The organism is Chryseobacterium sp. 'Rf worker isolate 10' (assembly GCF_050753305.1).
Classification (GTDB): Bacteria; Bacteroidota; Bacteroidia; order Flavobacteriales; family Weeksellaceae; genus Chryseobacterium.
The window spans coordinates 86,718-100,453 of the sequence record NZ_JBOZOF010000007.1 but is presented as its reverse complement, the minus strand read 5'-3'; the positions used below and the strand labels follow the sequence as shown (position 1 = coordinate 100,453).

The 13,736-nt window shown below is 39.0% G+C and carries 14 protein-coding genes; 2 read left to right on the top strand and 12 right to left on the bottom strand.

Going from position 1 to position 13,736, the window contains the following annotated elements; all coding sequences use genetic code 11:
- Window positions 1-63: 63 nt before the first annotated feature.
- From LKL37_RS22165 to LKL37_RS22110, 12 genes are all read right to left on the bottom strand, one after another.
- Window positions 64-2,310 (bottom strand): TonB-dependent receptor, encoded by a 2,247-nt coding sequence (locus LKL37_RS22165; RefSeq protein WP_431612400.1) that lies wholly within the window; start codon window positions 2,308-2,310, stop codon window positions 64-66.
- Window positions 2,311-2,454: 144 nt separating this feature from the next.
- Entirely contained in the window at window positions 2,455-3,342 is an 888-nt protein-coding gene (locus tag LKL37_RS22160; RefSeq protein ID WP_431612401.1) for an urea transporter, read from the bottom strand.
- A gap of 205 nt (window positions 3,343-3,547) precedes the next feature.
- Window positions 3,548-4,249 (bottom strand): hypothetical protein, encoded by a 702-nt coding sequence (locus tag LKL37_RS22155; protein ID WP_431612402.1) that lies wholly within the window; start codon window positions 4,247-4,249, stop codon window positions 3,548-3,550.
- Window positions 4,250-4,384: 135 nt separating this feature from the next.
- Entirely contained in the window at window positions 4,385-5,173 is a 789-nt protein-coding gene (locus LKL37_RS22150) for an urease accessory protein UreD (RefSeq protein ID WP_431612403.1), read from the bottom strand.
- Complete coding sequence (gene ureG, locus LKL37_RS22145) at window positions 5,174-5,812, bottom strand: urease accessory protein UreG (RefSeq protein ID WP_047094673.1); 639 nt, start codon at window positions 5,810-5,812, stop codon at window positions 5,174-5,176.
- A gap of 202 nt (window positions 5,813-6,014) precedes the next feature.
- Window positions 6,015-6,704 carry an urease accessory protein UreF gene (locus LKL37_RS22140; RefSeq protein WP_431612404.1) on the bottom strand — a complete coding sequence of 230 codons (690 nt, stop codon included), beginning with the start codon at window positions 6,702-6,704 and terminating at the stop codon, window positions 6,015-6,017.
- A 1-nt stretch (window position 6,705) separates the two neighbouring features.
- Window positions 6,706-7,215 carry an urease accessory protein UreE gene (ureE, locus tag LKL37_RS22135; protein ID WP_431612405.1) on the bottom strand — a complete coding sequence of 170 codons (510 nt, stop codon included), beginning with the start codon at window positions 7,213-7,215 and terminating at the stop codon, window positions 6,706-6,708.
- Window positions 7,205-7,852: a hypothetical protein gene (locus tag LKL37_RS22130; protein WP_431612406.1), complete on the bottom strand. Its 648-nt coding sequence runs from the start codon at window positions 7,850-7,852 to the stop codon at window positions 7,205-7,207. The genes ureE and LKL37_RS22130 overlap by 11 nt, the downstream gene beginning before the upstream one ends.
- A 110-nt stretch (window positions 7,853-7,962) precedes the next feature.
- Entirely contained in the window at window positions 7,963-9,684 is a 1,722-nt protein-coding gene (ureC, locus tag LKL37_RS22125; RefSeq protein WP_431612407.1) for an urease subunit alpha, read from the bottom strand.
- Window position 9,685: 1 nt separating this feature from the next.
- Window positions 9,686-10,054, bottom strand: coding sequence for an urease subunit beta (ureB, locus tag LKL37_RS22120; protein ID WP_431612408.1), 369 nt, complete (start codon window positions 10,052-10,054; stop codon window positions 9,686-9,688).
- A gap of 12 nt (window positions 10,055-10,066) precedes the next feature.
- Window positions 10,067-10,369: an urease subunit gamma gene (gene ureA, locus LKL37_RS22115; protein WP_065398656.1), complete on the bottom strand. Its 303-nt coding sequence runs from the start codon at window positions 10,367-10,369 to the stop codon at window positions 10,067-10,069.
- 154 nt (window positions 10,370-10,523) lie between these two features.
- On the bottom strand, window positions 10,524-10,889 hold the full coding sequence (locus tag LKL37_RS22110; protein ID WP_431612409.1) for a hypothetical protein: 366 nt from the start codon (window positions 10,887-10,889) through the stop codon (window positions 10,524-10,526).
- A 407-nt stretch (window positions 10,890-11,296) separates the two neighbouring features.
- On the opposite strand from LKL37_RS22110, the gene pruA reads away from it, so the two are divergent.
- Together pruA and LKL37_RS22100 are read left to right on the top strand one after the other, a co-directional pair.
- On the top strand, window positions 11,297-12,922 hold the full coding sequence (gene pruA, locus LKL37_RS22105; RefSeq protein WP_431612410.1) for an L-glutamate gamma-semialdehyde dehydrogenase: 1,626 nt from the start codon (window positions 11,297-11,299) through the stop codon (window positions 12,920-12,922).
- A 294-nt stretch (window positions 12,923-13,216) separates the two neighbouring features.
- A complete protein-coding gene (locus tag LKL37_RS22100) occupies window positions 13,217-13,438 on the top strand; it encodes a cytochrome C551 (RefSeq protein WP_431612411.1) in 222 nt (73 codons plus the stop codon).
- Window positions 13,439-13,736 lie beyond the last annotated feature (298 nt).

Sequence of the window (13,736 nt, the reverse complement as noted above, 5' to 3'; positions counted from 1 at the left end):
CGTTTATCCTCCAACCCTTATACTCTCCCACTCTCTCACCCTTTTACTCTCTTACTCTCCTACTTAGAACTTATAATACACACCTACTCTCACTCCAAAAGGACTTCCCGGTGTATACGTAAGATCTGTAATAGGTTCTGCTTCTCCTTTTAACTGCGTTTCTGTTGCAAACTGGGCTTCATTCCATTTTACATTGAAAAGGTTATTCAGCTGAACATTTGCTCCCCATTTCTGACGGTTATAGGAAAGCATAAGATCATTTACAAAATAGGCTTTGGTTCTGATGCTGTTATCTTCTACAGCAGGTCTTGCTCCCAGATATCTGTACTGAAGGCCTAAAGAAAAGCCATTCAGGAAATCCCAGTTTACAGATCCTGTGCTGGTGACTACCGGAGCCAGCGGAACATAGTCCTGTCCTTTTTCTTCTCCGGTAAATCTTGCATGGGAATAATTGATATCTGCATTCAGATAAAAGTTTTCCAATGGCTGGAAGCGAACTCCAAGATCCGCCCCGAAACGTCTTGATTTCCCGGAAGGCTCTACCACTGCATCATCTCCTACATACACAAATTCCTGCTGAAGATCCATATACCATAATGCCGGAGTAATAATCAAGGATTTGAATGGATGTAATCGTACCCCGAAATCCGCGCCAATAGAGTATGGAAGCGTATTTTCATTTTTATTGGGAACTACTACTCTCAGGTCATTGGAATGGAAGCCCATCCCTGTTTTCAGGAACCACATTACATTGTCATTCTGAGCGTAGGAGAAATTCAATTTTGGACTCAGTCTTGTTGCTTCTTTTGACTGTCCGGATGGCAGTTGTTCCACATCCAGCAGATTGTGCATATTAAAAATAAAATGATCCACCCTCAAAGCAGGATTGATGGTCCATTTTCCTATTTTCCATATCAGGCCTGAATAGGCATGAAGATTCGTTTCCGTTCCCGTAACATCTGATAATCTGTCAAGCAGAAGGTCTCTGTGATAAACGTGATTAAGCTGTAAAGTATTGATGTCATCATTTCTTAATCCAATTCCTGAAGTCCAGTTTAAGGAACTGTTAGCAAAGGAAAAAGTCTTTGCATATTTCACTTCGGCTCCATAGATATTTCTTCCGTCAGTCTGCTGAATTTCATCACCATGATCCTTATCTTTTAAATTAAAGGTAAAATCAGAATACAGGTTGAAATTGTATCTTGAATAGAAAGCCATGGCATCAATCTGCTCGGAAGGAGAAATAATATGCTTGAAGTTCATCTGCAGATTTGTTCTGGAAGTTTTTCCGCCTTCTGTAGGATCTATGCTTCCCCATCTGCCAATGATTCCTTCGTCTACGGCACGTTCCGGAATCTGTCCGGAAGCATTCCATGAAGAATTGAATGTTGAAAACTGGATGTTGAAATAATCTTTATCAGTAAGCCATTGATTGTATTTTCCAAAGATATTGACTCTGTTAAAATTCTGTTTTACATCGAAAGGTCCGTCTGTATAGTTGTATTCTGCGGCTATATAGGCATTTTTCCGCCCCAGATCATCATGCAGAATATTGAACATTCCCAAGACTCTTTTTGAATTGAATGAACCTCCTTCCAGCTTAATCATACTGTTTTTTAAACCATTATACGTCTGAAAATCTACATATCCTGCGGTGTTAAAGTCTCCACGATCCATATAATAGACCCCTTTTCCAAAATCTATATTATTAACAGTTTCAGGAATTACAAAGTGTAGATCAGAATATCCCTGACCATGGGCGTGAGAAACGATGTTCACTGGCATTCCGTCTACATTTACGCTTACATCAGTACCGTGATCGGCATCAAATCCTCTTAAAAAAAGCTGTTCTGCTTTTCCTCCTCCCGCATGCTGTGCAATAAATAATCCCGGAACTTTTCTCAACAGATCCTGCGCTGAGCTGACCGGAAATTTATTCAGATCAACCTTTGTAATGGCTGATAAAAACGAGCTGTGATTGATGGCTACTTCAGAAATCTGAAAGGGCTTATGCTGTAAAAAAATAACTTTATTTTTATCTTCATCATTGGTCACCACCCATTTTACCTCATCATATCCCTGACGGCTGATCACAAGGGTATCAGGAAGGGATTTTACAGGAATGGCAAATGTACCGTCTGTTCCTGTATGGGTATGGCTGTTTCCGTGGTCGTATTTCACCAAAACATCTGCAATGGGGAATTTGTCATCTGCATCTTTTATCAGCAACTGTTTTTCTGCTTCCTGTGCCATTGTTTTTCCACTGAATGTCATGACCAGAAATACAGCCGCTATTCTTGTTATTTTCATTTTTTGTTTAGTTATATTTTAATTTAATATGTATTTTCGAGGTTAGAAGCGAGAAGTTAGTTAAGGGAATTATCAATCATTTGTGGAAAAACTTTAAGATTCAAATCTTAAACATTGGACTATTCTATCTTCTCACTTAAAACGCTATACTTTTGCTTTAAGAAATGCTTTCTGAATTAAAAGGGTAATCCACGTTCCGGCTACAAATGGGAAAGTAAATACTCCACCCACAATATCCAGGCAATGATTGTCTATTAAAAAATCATCAATAGCAATAGTGATAAGAACTGCGATCAGTACCCATAAACCGTCTGTTTTTTTGACACCGGAAAAAACGATAGCTGAAAGCACCGCATTAAAGCCAAATAACCCCATGTGGATTTCTTTGATGGGTTCTCCGTTCAATTGTGATAATCCTGCACCCAAAATAGAGGCTGCTAATCCATATAAAGCGGCTACCGGAGAGCTGATGAAAACAGCCAGGAAGAAAATAATTCCTGAAACTATCCCTCCCTGAAATATTACTTCCCCAAAACCATTGGTACAGGTAAGAAAGTCATCATATTCTGAAGGAACCACTTCACTGCTCAACATCACAGAAGGCGGAATATGGGTAAAATGATGCAGTGTAAATACTAATACCCATGTAATAATGATGAAAGGAAAAGTAAACACCGGAATTTTCTTCTGGATAAAGAAATGCTGAATAACAGCTGCCAATGCTCCGCCTAATAGTATTAAAATCCAGATCAATGCCGTAGTTTCGAAAAGAAATGCCAATGCTACTCCTACAAGAGCTGCACTGAAACCGTAAAGCCCGGCATTGATTTCAGATTTGTCATAATTAAGCTTCATTGCAGTAAAAGTTCCGGCTGCTGTTGAAAGCAGTACAGCAACTCCACACTGCCAGCTTCCCATAAAGATTCCTATAAGAAACAAAAGCCCGGTCCATCTGTTTTCCTGAAGCATGATCTGCCCGATTCCTTTTAAAACATTGTCTATAAAGGGTAGCTTTTTGAAAAATTCGTCCATAGTTTTTTTAATTTATTAATGATGTAAGGTGAAATATTGTACTAGATGCAAAATGCGGGTTTCGGGTTTCGAGATGCAAGTTTCGGAGTGCGAGGTACAAGGATTAGATACGAGATGGAAAATTCATCATTTTTCAGCTTCAATTCTTTCTTCAACCTTCAAACTCTCAAACTCTCCCTCTCGAATCTCGAAACCGGAAACTCGTTTACCAGCCAAGAAAGACCATTCCGACACCGCAAACAGTTACCACTGCTCCGCTTACCACACCCATATATCTTTCCAGTTTTTCTGTATTGAATAATGTTGAATATCCGTAACGTCCCAGAAGTACCATTCCGAGCATTGTCAGCACTGTAGTTATAGTGAACGAAGTTACCAGTACTGCAATTTCAGACATGGAATGTTTCACTCCTGAATAAAATAGTAAAGGTATCAAAGGTTCACTCGGCCCCATTACGAAAATCATGAAAAGTACAAGCGGCGTTACTTTTATTCTTTTTTGAGGCATTACCACTTCACTGTGATTATGTTCATATACATACACATCATCACCCATTACATCAAAATGCTTATGCGGTTTGTTTCTGATTGCCTGAATAAGACCATATATCAGGTAAACTCCTCCAAAGATCAGCAGAGCCCATCCTGAAAAATTTCCTCTGATATCCTGAAACCAGGAGATTTTATTCAGCTGCCATCCGAGAAAAACCCCGATAAAACCTAAGATCAGGGAACTGAACACATGTCCAAATCCGCAGACAACCGTTAATATAGCTGTTTTCATTCCGCTCCATTTTTTGGATTTTGAGATCACAATAAATGGCAGATAATGATCTGGCCCTGAAGCGGTATGTATAAAACTTATTGAAACGGCACTCAAAAGAAGCGCCCAAACTGTACTGTCCATTTTCTATTTATCTATTGTTGTTCTCTATTAAGTTTTGGCTAAAGCCAATGGAAGCGTATCTTTTAGTATTGCGGGCTAAAGCCCGCCTCTATTGAATATTTTCTCTGTAACTTAAATAAAGAATCATTTTAATTTTTATTCTAAAGACCAAAGGATTTCCTGAATATGCAGGAAGAAATTGTACATCATTTCTCCTCCATGCCCCAAAGCTCTTACTACAAAACCATTGTCTTCCATGGCAGAAACTCCTACTTCTATTTCTTCATGATGTTGCGTTGCAGCCTCAACGATCTCTTCTATCAATCCGTTTTTGTCTACATTTTCCTTTGTACTGTAGAAAATCAGGGTTCCCTGATGGGTATACTGCTCCAGGTTTCCAATGCTGCTGATCGGAATCATGTCAGGCTGAATCAGAACGTTATCTTTCACAACTAGTTTGTTGTTATGATAGATTTCCATCACATTCTGAAAACGTTTTAATTTAAAAACCTCGCCATAATGTTTTCGCCCGCAGGTAATGATCTCACTGATGATGATCTGACTGTTTTTCCCGATATGAATATTCGCTTTGCTCTTAAAATTGGAATCTTCATGGGGAACTATAGGATGAGGAACATAGGCGAAAGAAGTTTCGTCTTCCATAGAGACATTCAGCTCCTGAAGCGCTTTATCTTTCATATTGAAAAGCCTCTGATAAGATTGTGACTGCAGCTGAAGGGCAGATCCTTTTTCGAGGGTAACATCCAAATGGTAATGGTCTCCATCCAGAATTCCCGGAGAGGAGCTCATCACCATCTGATAGAGCTTTTTGTCACTTTTCCGCTGTCCTACAGAAACTACTCTGAAAGGAAGCGAGACATAAAGGTCTTTCACATAGGATTCTCCTCCCTTGAATCCTGCAATTATATTTAAACGACTATCCATTTATCTTACTAAGTTCGGTTCTTCAATCTCTTCCAGAAGGGCATATTTTTTAATCCAACCTATTACTTTATCCAGTCCTTCATCTGTTTTAAGGTTTGTGAACACGAAAGGATTTCCTTTTCTCATTCTTCTGGCATCATTTTCCATTACTTCAAGGCTGGCTCCAACGTAAGGAGCAAGGTCAATTTTATTGATGATCAATAAATCTGACCTTGTAATACCGGGACCTCCTTTTCTAGGAATTTTTTCTCCTTCTGCTACGTCGATGATGAAAATGGTAACATCTGCAAGGTCCGGACTGAATGTCGCAGAAAGATTATCTCCTCCACTTTCGATAAGAACCAGTTCGATCTCCGGGAAACGGGCTGCCAGCTCATCTACTGCTTCAAGGTTCATACTTGCATCTTCACGAATAGCGGTGTGAGGGCATCCTCCTGTTTCTACCCCGATAATTCTGTCGTGGGGAAGAAGGCTGTTTTTTGCCATAAATTCAGCATCTTCTTTGGTATAAATATCATTAGTAATTACTCCAAGATCATAGGTTCCAAATAATTTTCTGCTTAACCGTTCCAGTAATGCCGTTTTCCCGGAACCTACAGGTCCTGCTACTCCTACTTTTATATACTTTCTATTTTCCATTTTTTTAAATTTTAATTGATTTTTTAAACGCGATGGGCGTTGTTTTTTTATTAACTGAGAATAATGTAAGGGATGCAAAGGCATTTCATTCGGCTAATAAGCATTCATATTCATTGAGTCTTACGCTTCTTTACTTCCTTAGCTTTTCCAATCTTCTTTTATCATTTTGCCTTTCCTCCCTTTTGTCTTTTATTTTTATTTTTTATGACATATAAAGTCTTGAATAGAGTCTTTCATGCTGCATACATCTAATATCAAAGGCAGTATTACAAAGCCCCACCATATCTCTGTCCAGTTCCATGGTTTCCCATACTGTTTTTTCCATTACGGGATAGAGTGAGAATAGAATATCCTGTCCATCCAGCTGCCCAAGAGGAACCAGCTTTACTGCATTCGTGATCATTCCGGCAACCGAAGTATAATAGAACCCTAAAAGAGCTTCATACAAAGGAATTTTCATTAGATAAGCATACACTCCGAATACGATACAGTAATGAGAATTGGCTTCTTTATTCTGAACTGCCTTTTCAAAAGCTTCCATAAAAGGGAAACTGTCTCTTCTTTTGAAGATTTTGATCAGTCTGAGCCCCAGTTTCTGGCTGGCCTGGCGGATTTCTTTCGGACATTTTATCGCATTACATTCATTATCAAGAAGTATCAATGCCTCTAAGTCTCCTTTTTCGGCTGCTTTATAAGCCAGTTTTACAAAAGCACCATCATTGAATTTAAGATTGTACTGAAGCATATTCTGCACAAATTCTTTTGCAGTTGCCAGATTATGTACAATTCTTTCCTGAACATATGTTTCAAGTCCGTTGGAATGGGTATATCCTCCGATAGGAAGTGTAGGATCTGCAAGATGAAGCAGTCCCGACAGGAAGTTAATGTTCATATTATTCATCTTTTGGGGCGGCCATTTTTAAGATTTTTGTAAAGATTGTTGATCCCAGACTTCCATGTCCGTGAGGCTCTACATTAGATTTAAGAAGATTCAGCAGTTTCACAGATTGTTTTTCCGGTTTGAAACCGCTTGCTTCCAGCCATCTGAACATCGGCATTTCGAAAGGGAGCAATACTTTATCATTCTGAATGAAAAGCGGAATATGTTTGTTTCCGATCTCATAACATACAGTACCCATTTCCAACAGTGAAGCGGGTGACATCACGATAGCTTCTGTTTCCAGAACATTTACCGCAATTATTTTTTCTGCATCCTCAAAAAGAATATCTCCTTCACGCAAACGCTGCCCTTCTCTGAGAAATTTGATGGCAACATCAGTTCCCTGTCTGGTCTTTTTACGCTGGATTCTTTTGGTGGTTTCAAACCATTCCAGATCAAGATAGTCTATGGTTTTCTCCGAAGGATTTTCAGCGAGATTGCCTATGATTTGATTAATTATCATTTTTAGATTTTTTTCTGAAGTCTAAGTTTTTGGAGATACCTACCCCGAAAGTGGAACCACTGATTCCTGCTACATAGCTTTTTGTCCAGCCTTCTTCTTTTGTTTTGGTCTGAAGCATGGATAGCTCTGCAAATTTGAATTTCAGCGCCCAGCCTCCTCCTAGTAATATCCCGATCAAAGGATAGGCACGAAGACGGAATCCGTTAAAATTCTGCATGGCATCTGCTGCTGTTGAAAGCTGCTGCCCCCAAACATAGTGAGCATCCACCTGGCCAATCAATACAAAGTATTTCCCAAGCATTACTGAAGGGCTGTACCAGATACCGGCTTCATTTTGTTTATAAACCACGTTATGGTCAACCGTATTCTGCGAATAAGCATAATTGACTCCGACAAGATCATTATTATTAATGAAATACCCTACTCCAAGCGGTGCGCTGGAAACGGTACTGCTGCTGCTTGACGGTGTTGTAATTTTAGAATAATCTAATGAACCATACACCATAAACTGCCCTTTTGGCCCATCTTCATCACTTTTCAGCCTGTGCCCGCCCAGAAATTGAGCACTCAGATTTCCTGAAAGCATTGAGATACCGGCCATGACAAGAGAAAAAACTGCTTTATTTAAATATTTCATTCTATACTTAGTTCTATAATTGTTTTAAATTGTATTGAATAAGCTTTGATTAAACCTTATAGGTTTCAAAAACCTATAAGGTTTGTATTCATTATTGCTTAAGTTTATCCTTAGAACAAGTAATAAAGCTGTGTTAAAGGAAGGGTTTCCGCTGGTTCACAAGTGATGTATTCACCATCTACCGTTACTTTGTAATTTTCAGGATTCACTTCAATTAAAGGAGTCTTATCATTATGGATAAGGTCTTTTTTACCAATATTTCTGCAGTTTTTCACCGGAAGAATCATTTTTTCCAGTTTGTAAGAAGCAATTGTTCCGTTGTCTATAGAGATCTGAGAAACAAAATTCGCACAAGTACCAAACTTCGCTTTTCCGTGAGCTCCGAACATATTTCTGTAAATAACAGGCTGAGGCGTTGGGATAGATGCATTAGGATCTCCCATTTTAGCAGCAATTACAAATCCTCCTTTTACAATCATTTCCGGTTTTACTCCGAATAATGCAGGTTTCCAAATCACCAAATCCGCTAATTTTCCTTCTTCAATAGATCCTACATATTCTGAAATACCGTGTGCAATAGCTGGATTGATGGTATATTTAGCCACATATCTTTTTGCACGGTAGTTATCGTTTCCAGTATCTTTATCTTCAGTGAGATCACCTCTCTGCTCCTTCATTTTACTTGCTGTCTGCCATGTTCTGGTGATCACTTCTCCTGGTCTTCCCATCGCCTGAGAATCTGAACTCATGATACTGAAAACTCCCATATCATGAAGGATATCTTCTGCTGCAATGGTTTCAGGACGGATACGCGAATCTGCGAACGCTACATCTTCAGGGATGTTTTTGCTCAGGTGGTGGCAAACCATCAGCATATCTAAATGCTCATCGATTGTATTGACCGTGTAAGGGCGTGTAGGGTTGGTAGATGCTGGCAACACGTTTGGATACATTGCTGCTTTAATAATATCTGGTGCGTGGCCTCCGCCTGCTCCTTCTGTGTGGAAGGTGTGAATTACTCTTCCGTTGATCGCTCTCATTGTATCTTCCAGGAATCCTCCTTCATTCAGAGTATCGGTGTGGATGGCCACCTGAACATCATATTTATCAGCTACTTTCAGCGCAGCATCAATCGTTGCGGGAGTTGCTCCCCAGTCTTCATGAATTTTTACTCCCAAAGCACCTGCTTCCACCTGTTCTTCGATAGGTTCTTCTGCCGAGCAGTTTCCTTTTCCAAAGAAACCAAGGTTCATAGGATATTCTTCTGCAGCTTCAAGCATTTTCTGCATGTTGAATCTCCCCGGCGTAACCGTTGTAGCATTGGTCCCGTCATTAGGACCTGTACCTCCTCCGATCATTGTTGTAATTCCACTGTAAAGCGATGTTTCAATCTGCTGAGGACAGATATAGTGAATGTGGGTATCAATTCCTCCGGCAGTTACGATATAGCCTTTTCCTCCGTGAACCTCCGTTGAAGCACCAATGATCATATTAGGCGTTACCCCATCCATTGTATCAGGATTCCCTGCTTTTCCGATTCCTACAATCTTGCCGTCTTTGATTCCTATATCTCCTTTTACAATTCCCCAGTGATCAATGATTACGGCTCCTGTGATACAAAGATCCAGAACACCTTCGTCTCTTTTAGCGGTAACATTCTGTCCCATACCATCACGTACGGTTTTTCCTCCTCCGAAAACGGCTTCGTCTCCGTAATGAGTGAAATCTTTTTCAATTTCAATAATAATTTCGGTGTCTCCCAGTCTGATTTTATCTCCGGCTGTAGGCCCCAATATATTGGCGTATTGTTTTCTGTCTACGTGTAAGCTCATCTTAGTGATTTTTAAAGTTTAATTCTTCAACTTTTGCAAGGCTTGCTTTTTTCTGTTCTTCAGAATCTACCTGTCCGTCAACAAGGTTGTTGAAGCCCATTGCTTTTTTGGCTCCTCCTATTTCTACCAGTTCCACTTCTTTTTCTTCTCCCGGTTCGAAACGTACTGCAGTACTTGCTACAATATTCAGTCTCTTTCCGAAAGCTTTTTCGCGGTCAAAGCTCATTGCTTTATTAACTTCAAAAAAATGGAAGTGTGAACCTACCTGAATAGGGCGGTCTCCGGTGTTTGTTACTTTTATTTTTACAGTTTCTCTGCCTTCATTGCAGATAATTGTACCTTCTTTTACAAAAATTTCTCCTGGTATCATAATCAGTAGGTATTAACGGATTGGGTTGTGTACGGTTACCAACTTCGTCCCATCCGGGAAAGTTGCTTCTATTTGAACATCGTGGATCATGTCTGCCACGCCAGGCATTACATCCTCTTTAGTAAGAAGATTAGCACCTTCCTGCATCAGTTCAGCTACCTTTTTCCCGTCTCTTGCGCCTTCAAGCAAAAAATGACTGATGAGTGCTATTGATTCAGGATAGTTTAATTTTAGGCCTCTTGCTTTTCTTTTCAGAGCGAGTTCGCCTGCCAGAAACAGCATAAGCTTTTCCGTTTCTCTCGGTGTTAAATGCATAATATTTTTATTTAAAATTGGACAAACATTATCTGGTCCACCTCTCCATAAAGGCAAATAGACATGTTCAAAAATGTAAAATGGGAATGATTCTTACGGATCTGTATTAACGAGAATACAAACCATGACAGATCATTAAAATGTTAAAAAGAGATTAGCAGCCAGCTATCTGCAAGCAATGATACAGAATGTATCTTGGCGCGGTAATATAAGTACGGCTTTGAATGGCCGCAACCTGTGTATTGTAAGTATAGCCTGCAAAGAAATAGTATAACCACTGCTGTGCAAGTATTGAGTAATCAAATTTCACTTTCTCCCAGTCATTGGAATCCTGTACATCCTGTACATCTGAAAAGCTGTACATTTCAGGTTGAGTCTGCTGATCAGATTTCTGCTGAAGAAGATGAATTTTTGAAAGGATATCAGAGTATGGTTGAGTTTTCCCTTTATGTGCAAAAAGACCTGCACACAACGCTGAGAAAAATATCACAAAAGAGAAAAATAAGACTCTTTTTTTCATACCTGTTAATAATGGTGTAAAATTAGAACAATCCTCAGTCCCCGGCTATCAAAAAAATTATTTAAAATGTTCAAAATCGCAACAAATGTGAATTTATACAATTTTAACATTACACTACAAATCCCTTATTTACAGTGGTTAATAGCTATTTTTAAAGTATGACAAATATTTTATTGTCCCATTTCCTATAATTATAGCAAATCAGCGTATTTTTTTCTCAAACCTAAAAAAAAGACCAAATATGTTAACATTTCACAAAGTTTACAGTCAAAATAAGTTGATATATTATTAGCTGGTCTATTTTAGAGTTTATCTGTCAAAAACGGGCGGTATTTTTTCTTTCTTTATAATTATTGTAAATTTGTATACGCATCTTATTTAAATTTAATAAAATAATAAAACGTAATATGTCAAAAGCAATTTCGCAAGTACCATTAGCGGTAAACGAGCCGGTAAATTCATACGAACCGGGATCTCCGGAAGTTAAAAGCCTTATCGACACTTATAAGAAAATGTGGGCTGAAAAGGTAGAAATCCCAATGATCATCAACGGAAAAGAAGTAAAAACTGATACAAAAGTACAGCTTCAGTCTCCACAGGATCATGCACATGATTTCGGATTTTACTATCAAGGTGGTATGCAGCATGTGGATGACGCTATCAATGCGGCATTGGCAGCTAAAAATGAATGGAATGAACTAGGCTGGGAACAGCGTGCAGCAATTTTCTTAAAGGCAGCTGATCTTTTGGCTGGTCCTTACAGAGATGTAATCAACGCTGCAACAATGATCGGGCAGTCTAAAAATGTACACCAGGCTGAAATTGACGCAGCGTGTGAGTTCATCGACTTCTTAAGATTCAATGTAGAGTTCATGACAGAAATGTATTCTGAACAGCCAGTTTCTGACAACGGAATCTGGAACCGTGTTGAGTACAGACCATTAGAAGGATTCTGCTTTGCGGTAACTCCATTCAACTTTACTGCTATTTCCGGTAACCTTCCAACTTGTATGGCGATGCTAGGAAACGTAGTGGTTTGGAAGCCTTCTGACAAGCAGGTATATTCTGCAAAAGTAATCATGGATGTATTGACAGAAGCGGGTCTTCCTGCAGGGGTTATCAACATGATCTTTACAGATGGAAAAGAAACAGCTGAAAAAGTATTGGCTCACCGTGATTTTGCAGGTCTTCACTTTACAGGGTCTACAAAAGTATTCCAGGGAATGTGGAAAATGGTCGGTGATAATATCCATAACTACAGAACATATCCAAGAATTGTTGGAGAAACAGGTGGTAAAGACTTTGTAATCGCTCACCCGTCTGCTAACGTAGAAGCTGTAGCGACTGCATTGGTAAGAGGTGCTTTCGAATATCAGGGACAGAAATGTTCTGCGGCTTCAAGAGCTTATGTACCAAAGTCTCTTTGGGCTGATGTGAAAAAAGTAATGGAAGCTCAGATGAGCACCATTAAAGTAGGTTCTCCTGAAGATACTTCTAATTTCGTAAATGCTGTAATCGACAAAAATTCTTTCGAGAAATGTAAAGGATATATCGACAGAGCAAATGCTTCCGGTGAAGCTACTGTAGCAATCGGAGGAAAAGTGGATGATTCTAAAGGATGGTTTGTACACCCAACAGTAATTGAAACTACGAATCCTCAATACGAAAGTATGGTAGAAGAAATCTTTGGCCCAATCCTTTCTGTATTTGTGTATGAAGATCAAGACTGGAAAGAGACCCTTAAATTAGTAGATTCATCTTCTCCATATTCATTGACTGGTTCTGTATTCTCACAAGACCGTTATGCTATCAATGAAGCTTACAAAGCTTTGGAAAATGCATCTGGTAACTTCTACATCAATGATAAGCCAACTGGTGCCGTAGTAGGTCAACAGCCTTTCGGTGGTGGTAGAGCTTCAGGAACCAACGATAAAGCAGGTTCTAAAATGAATCTTCTAAGATGGACGTCCGTAAGAAGCGTAAAAGAAACGTTTGTTTCTCCAAAAAACTACAAATATCCATACCTAGGATAATAAAAGATAAATGATCATTGATAAATGATTTAACAGCCTCGGAATTTCGGTTTCGGGGCTTTTTTGTGGGATGAATTTCGGGTACGAGACGCGGATATGAGGTTTAAAATATAAGGCTACGGATAATTAGAAAGGCTATTTTATCCACTCTAACTCCCAAACTCTCCCACCCTAATCCCTGCTACCTGCCACCTAACATCTTTTAACAAATTTTACCTATACTTTACGACTTCCTTTACCCTGTTAGGAATAATTGTTGATTTTTTATACATAACACCCCAAAATAAAAATAGTATGAAAAAGTTATTGCTAGCAGTCGTTGGAATAGGAATATTTGCAGTGAGCTGTGGAACCAAAGAATCGACCATGTCAACAAGCAGCAGGGATTCAGCAAAGGTAGACAATGCGCGAAAAAGCGTAACGCCTACAACTACTGATACCATGGCTACCAAGATGACGAATCCTGACAGTATCAAGATCAAAAAGGATTCTGTGGTGAAACCTCCTGCCAAATAGTAATTATAAACATTCAATCTAAAAATGGAAATCTGCAGATGAAAGCTCTGCAGATTTTTTATTAGATAGCCACAAATGTTGGATCTATAATGAAGTTTTGGCTTGAAAAGACTCTTATCTTAGGTTTTGGCTAAAGCCGATGATTATATATTATTTTAAAGGCGGGCTAAAGCCCAGCCCTATTGAATTATTGAATCCAGACATTTAAAGCAACATCTTTTATCTTTTATCTTTTATCTTTTATCTTTTATCTTTTATCTTTTATCTTTTATCTTTTATCTTTTATCTTTTATCTTTT

Bases quoted from the DNA above. Each gene is read 5' to 3' on its own strand.
- ureB (WP_431612408.1), bottom strand. From the start codon at position 10,054: ATGATACCAGGAGAAATTTTTGTAAAAGAAGGTACAATTATCTGCAAT.
- LKL37_RS22155 (WP_431612402.1), bottom strand. From the start codon at position 4,249: ATGGACAGTACAGTTTGGGCGCTTCTTTTGAGTGCCGTTTCAATAAGT.
- pruA (WP_431612410.1), top strand. From the start codon at position 11,297: ATGTCAAAAGCAATTTCGCAAGTACCATTAGCGGTAAACGAGCCGGTA.
- ureG (WP_047094673.1), bottom strand. From the start codon at position 5,812: ATGGAAAATAGAAAGTATATAAAAGTAGGAGTAGCAGGACCTGTAGGT.
- LKL37_RS22110 (WP_431612409.1), bottom strand. From the start codon at position 10,889: ATGAAAAAAAGAGTCTTATTTTTCTCTTTTGTGATATTTTTCTCAGCG.
- LKL37_RS22130 (WP_431612406.1), bottom strand. From the start codon at position 7,852: ATGAAATATTTAAATAAAGCAGTTTTTTCTCTTGTCATGGCCGGTATC.
- ureC (WP_431612407.1), bottom strand. From the start codon at position 9,684: ATGAGCTTACACGTAGACAGAAAACAATACGCCAATATATTGGGGCCT.
- LKL37_RS22160 (WP_431612401.1), bottom strand. From the start codon at position 3,342: ATGGACGAATTTTTCAAAAAGCTACCCTTTATAGACAATGTTTTAAAA.
- ureA (WP_065398656.1), bottom strand. From the start codon at position 10,369: ATGCATTTAACACCGAGAGAAACGGAAAAGCTTATGCTGTTTCTGGCA.
- LKL37_RS22100 (WP_431612411.1), top strand. From the start codon at position 13,217: ATGAAAAAGTTATTGCTAGCAGTCGTTGGAATAGGAATATTTGCAGTG.
- ureE (WP_431612405.1), bottom strand. From the start codon at position 7,215: ATGATAATTAATCAAATCATAGGCAATCTCGCTGAAAATCCTTCGGAG.
- LKL37_RS22150 (WP_431612403.1), bottom strand. From the start codon at position 5,173: ATGGATAGTCGTTTAAATATAATTGCAGGATTCAAGGGAGGAGAATCC.
- LKL37_RS22165 (WP_431612400.1), bottom strand. From the start codon at position 2,310: ATGAAAATAACAAGAATAGCGGCTGTATTTCTGGTCATGACATTCAGT.
- LKL37_RS22140 (WP_431612404.1), bottom strand. From the start codon at position 6,704: ATGAACATTAACTTCCTGTCGGGACTGCTTCATCTTGCAGATCCTACA.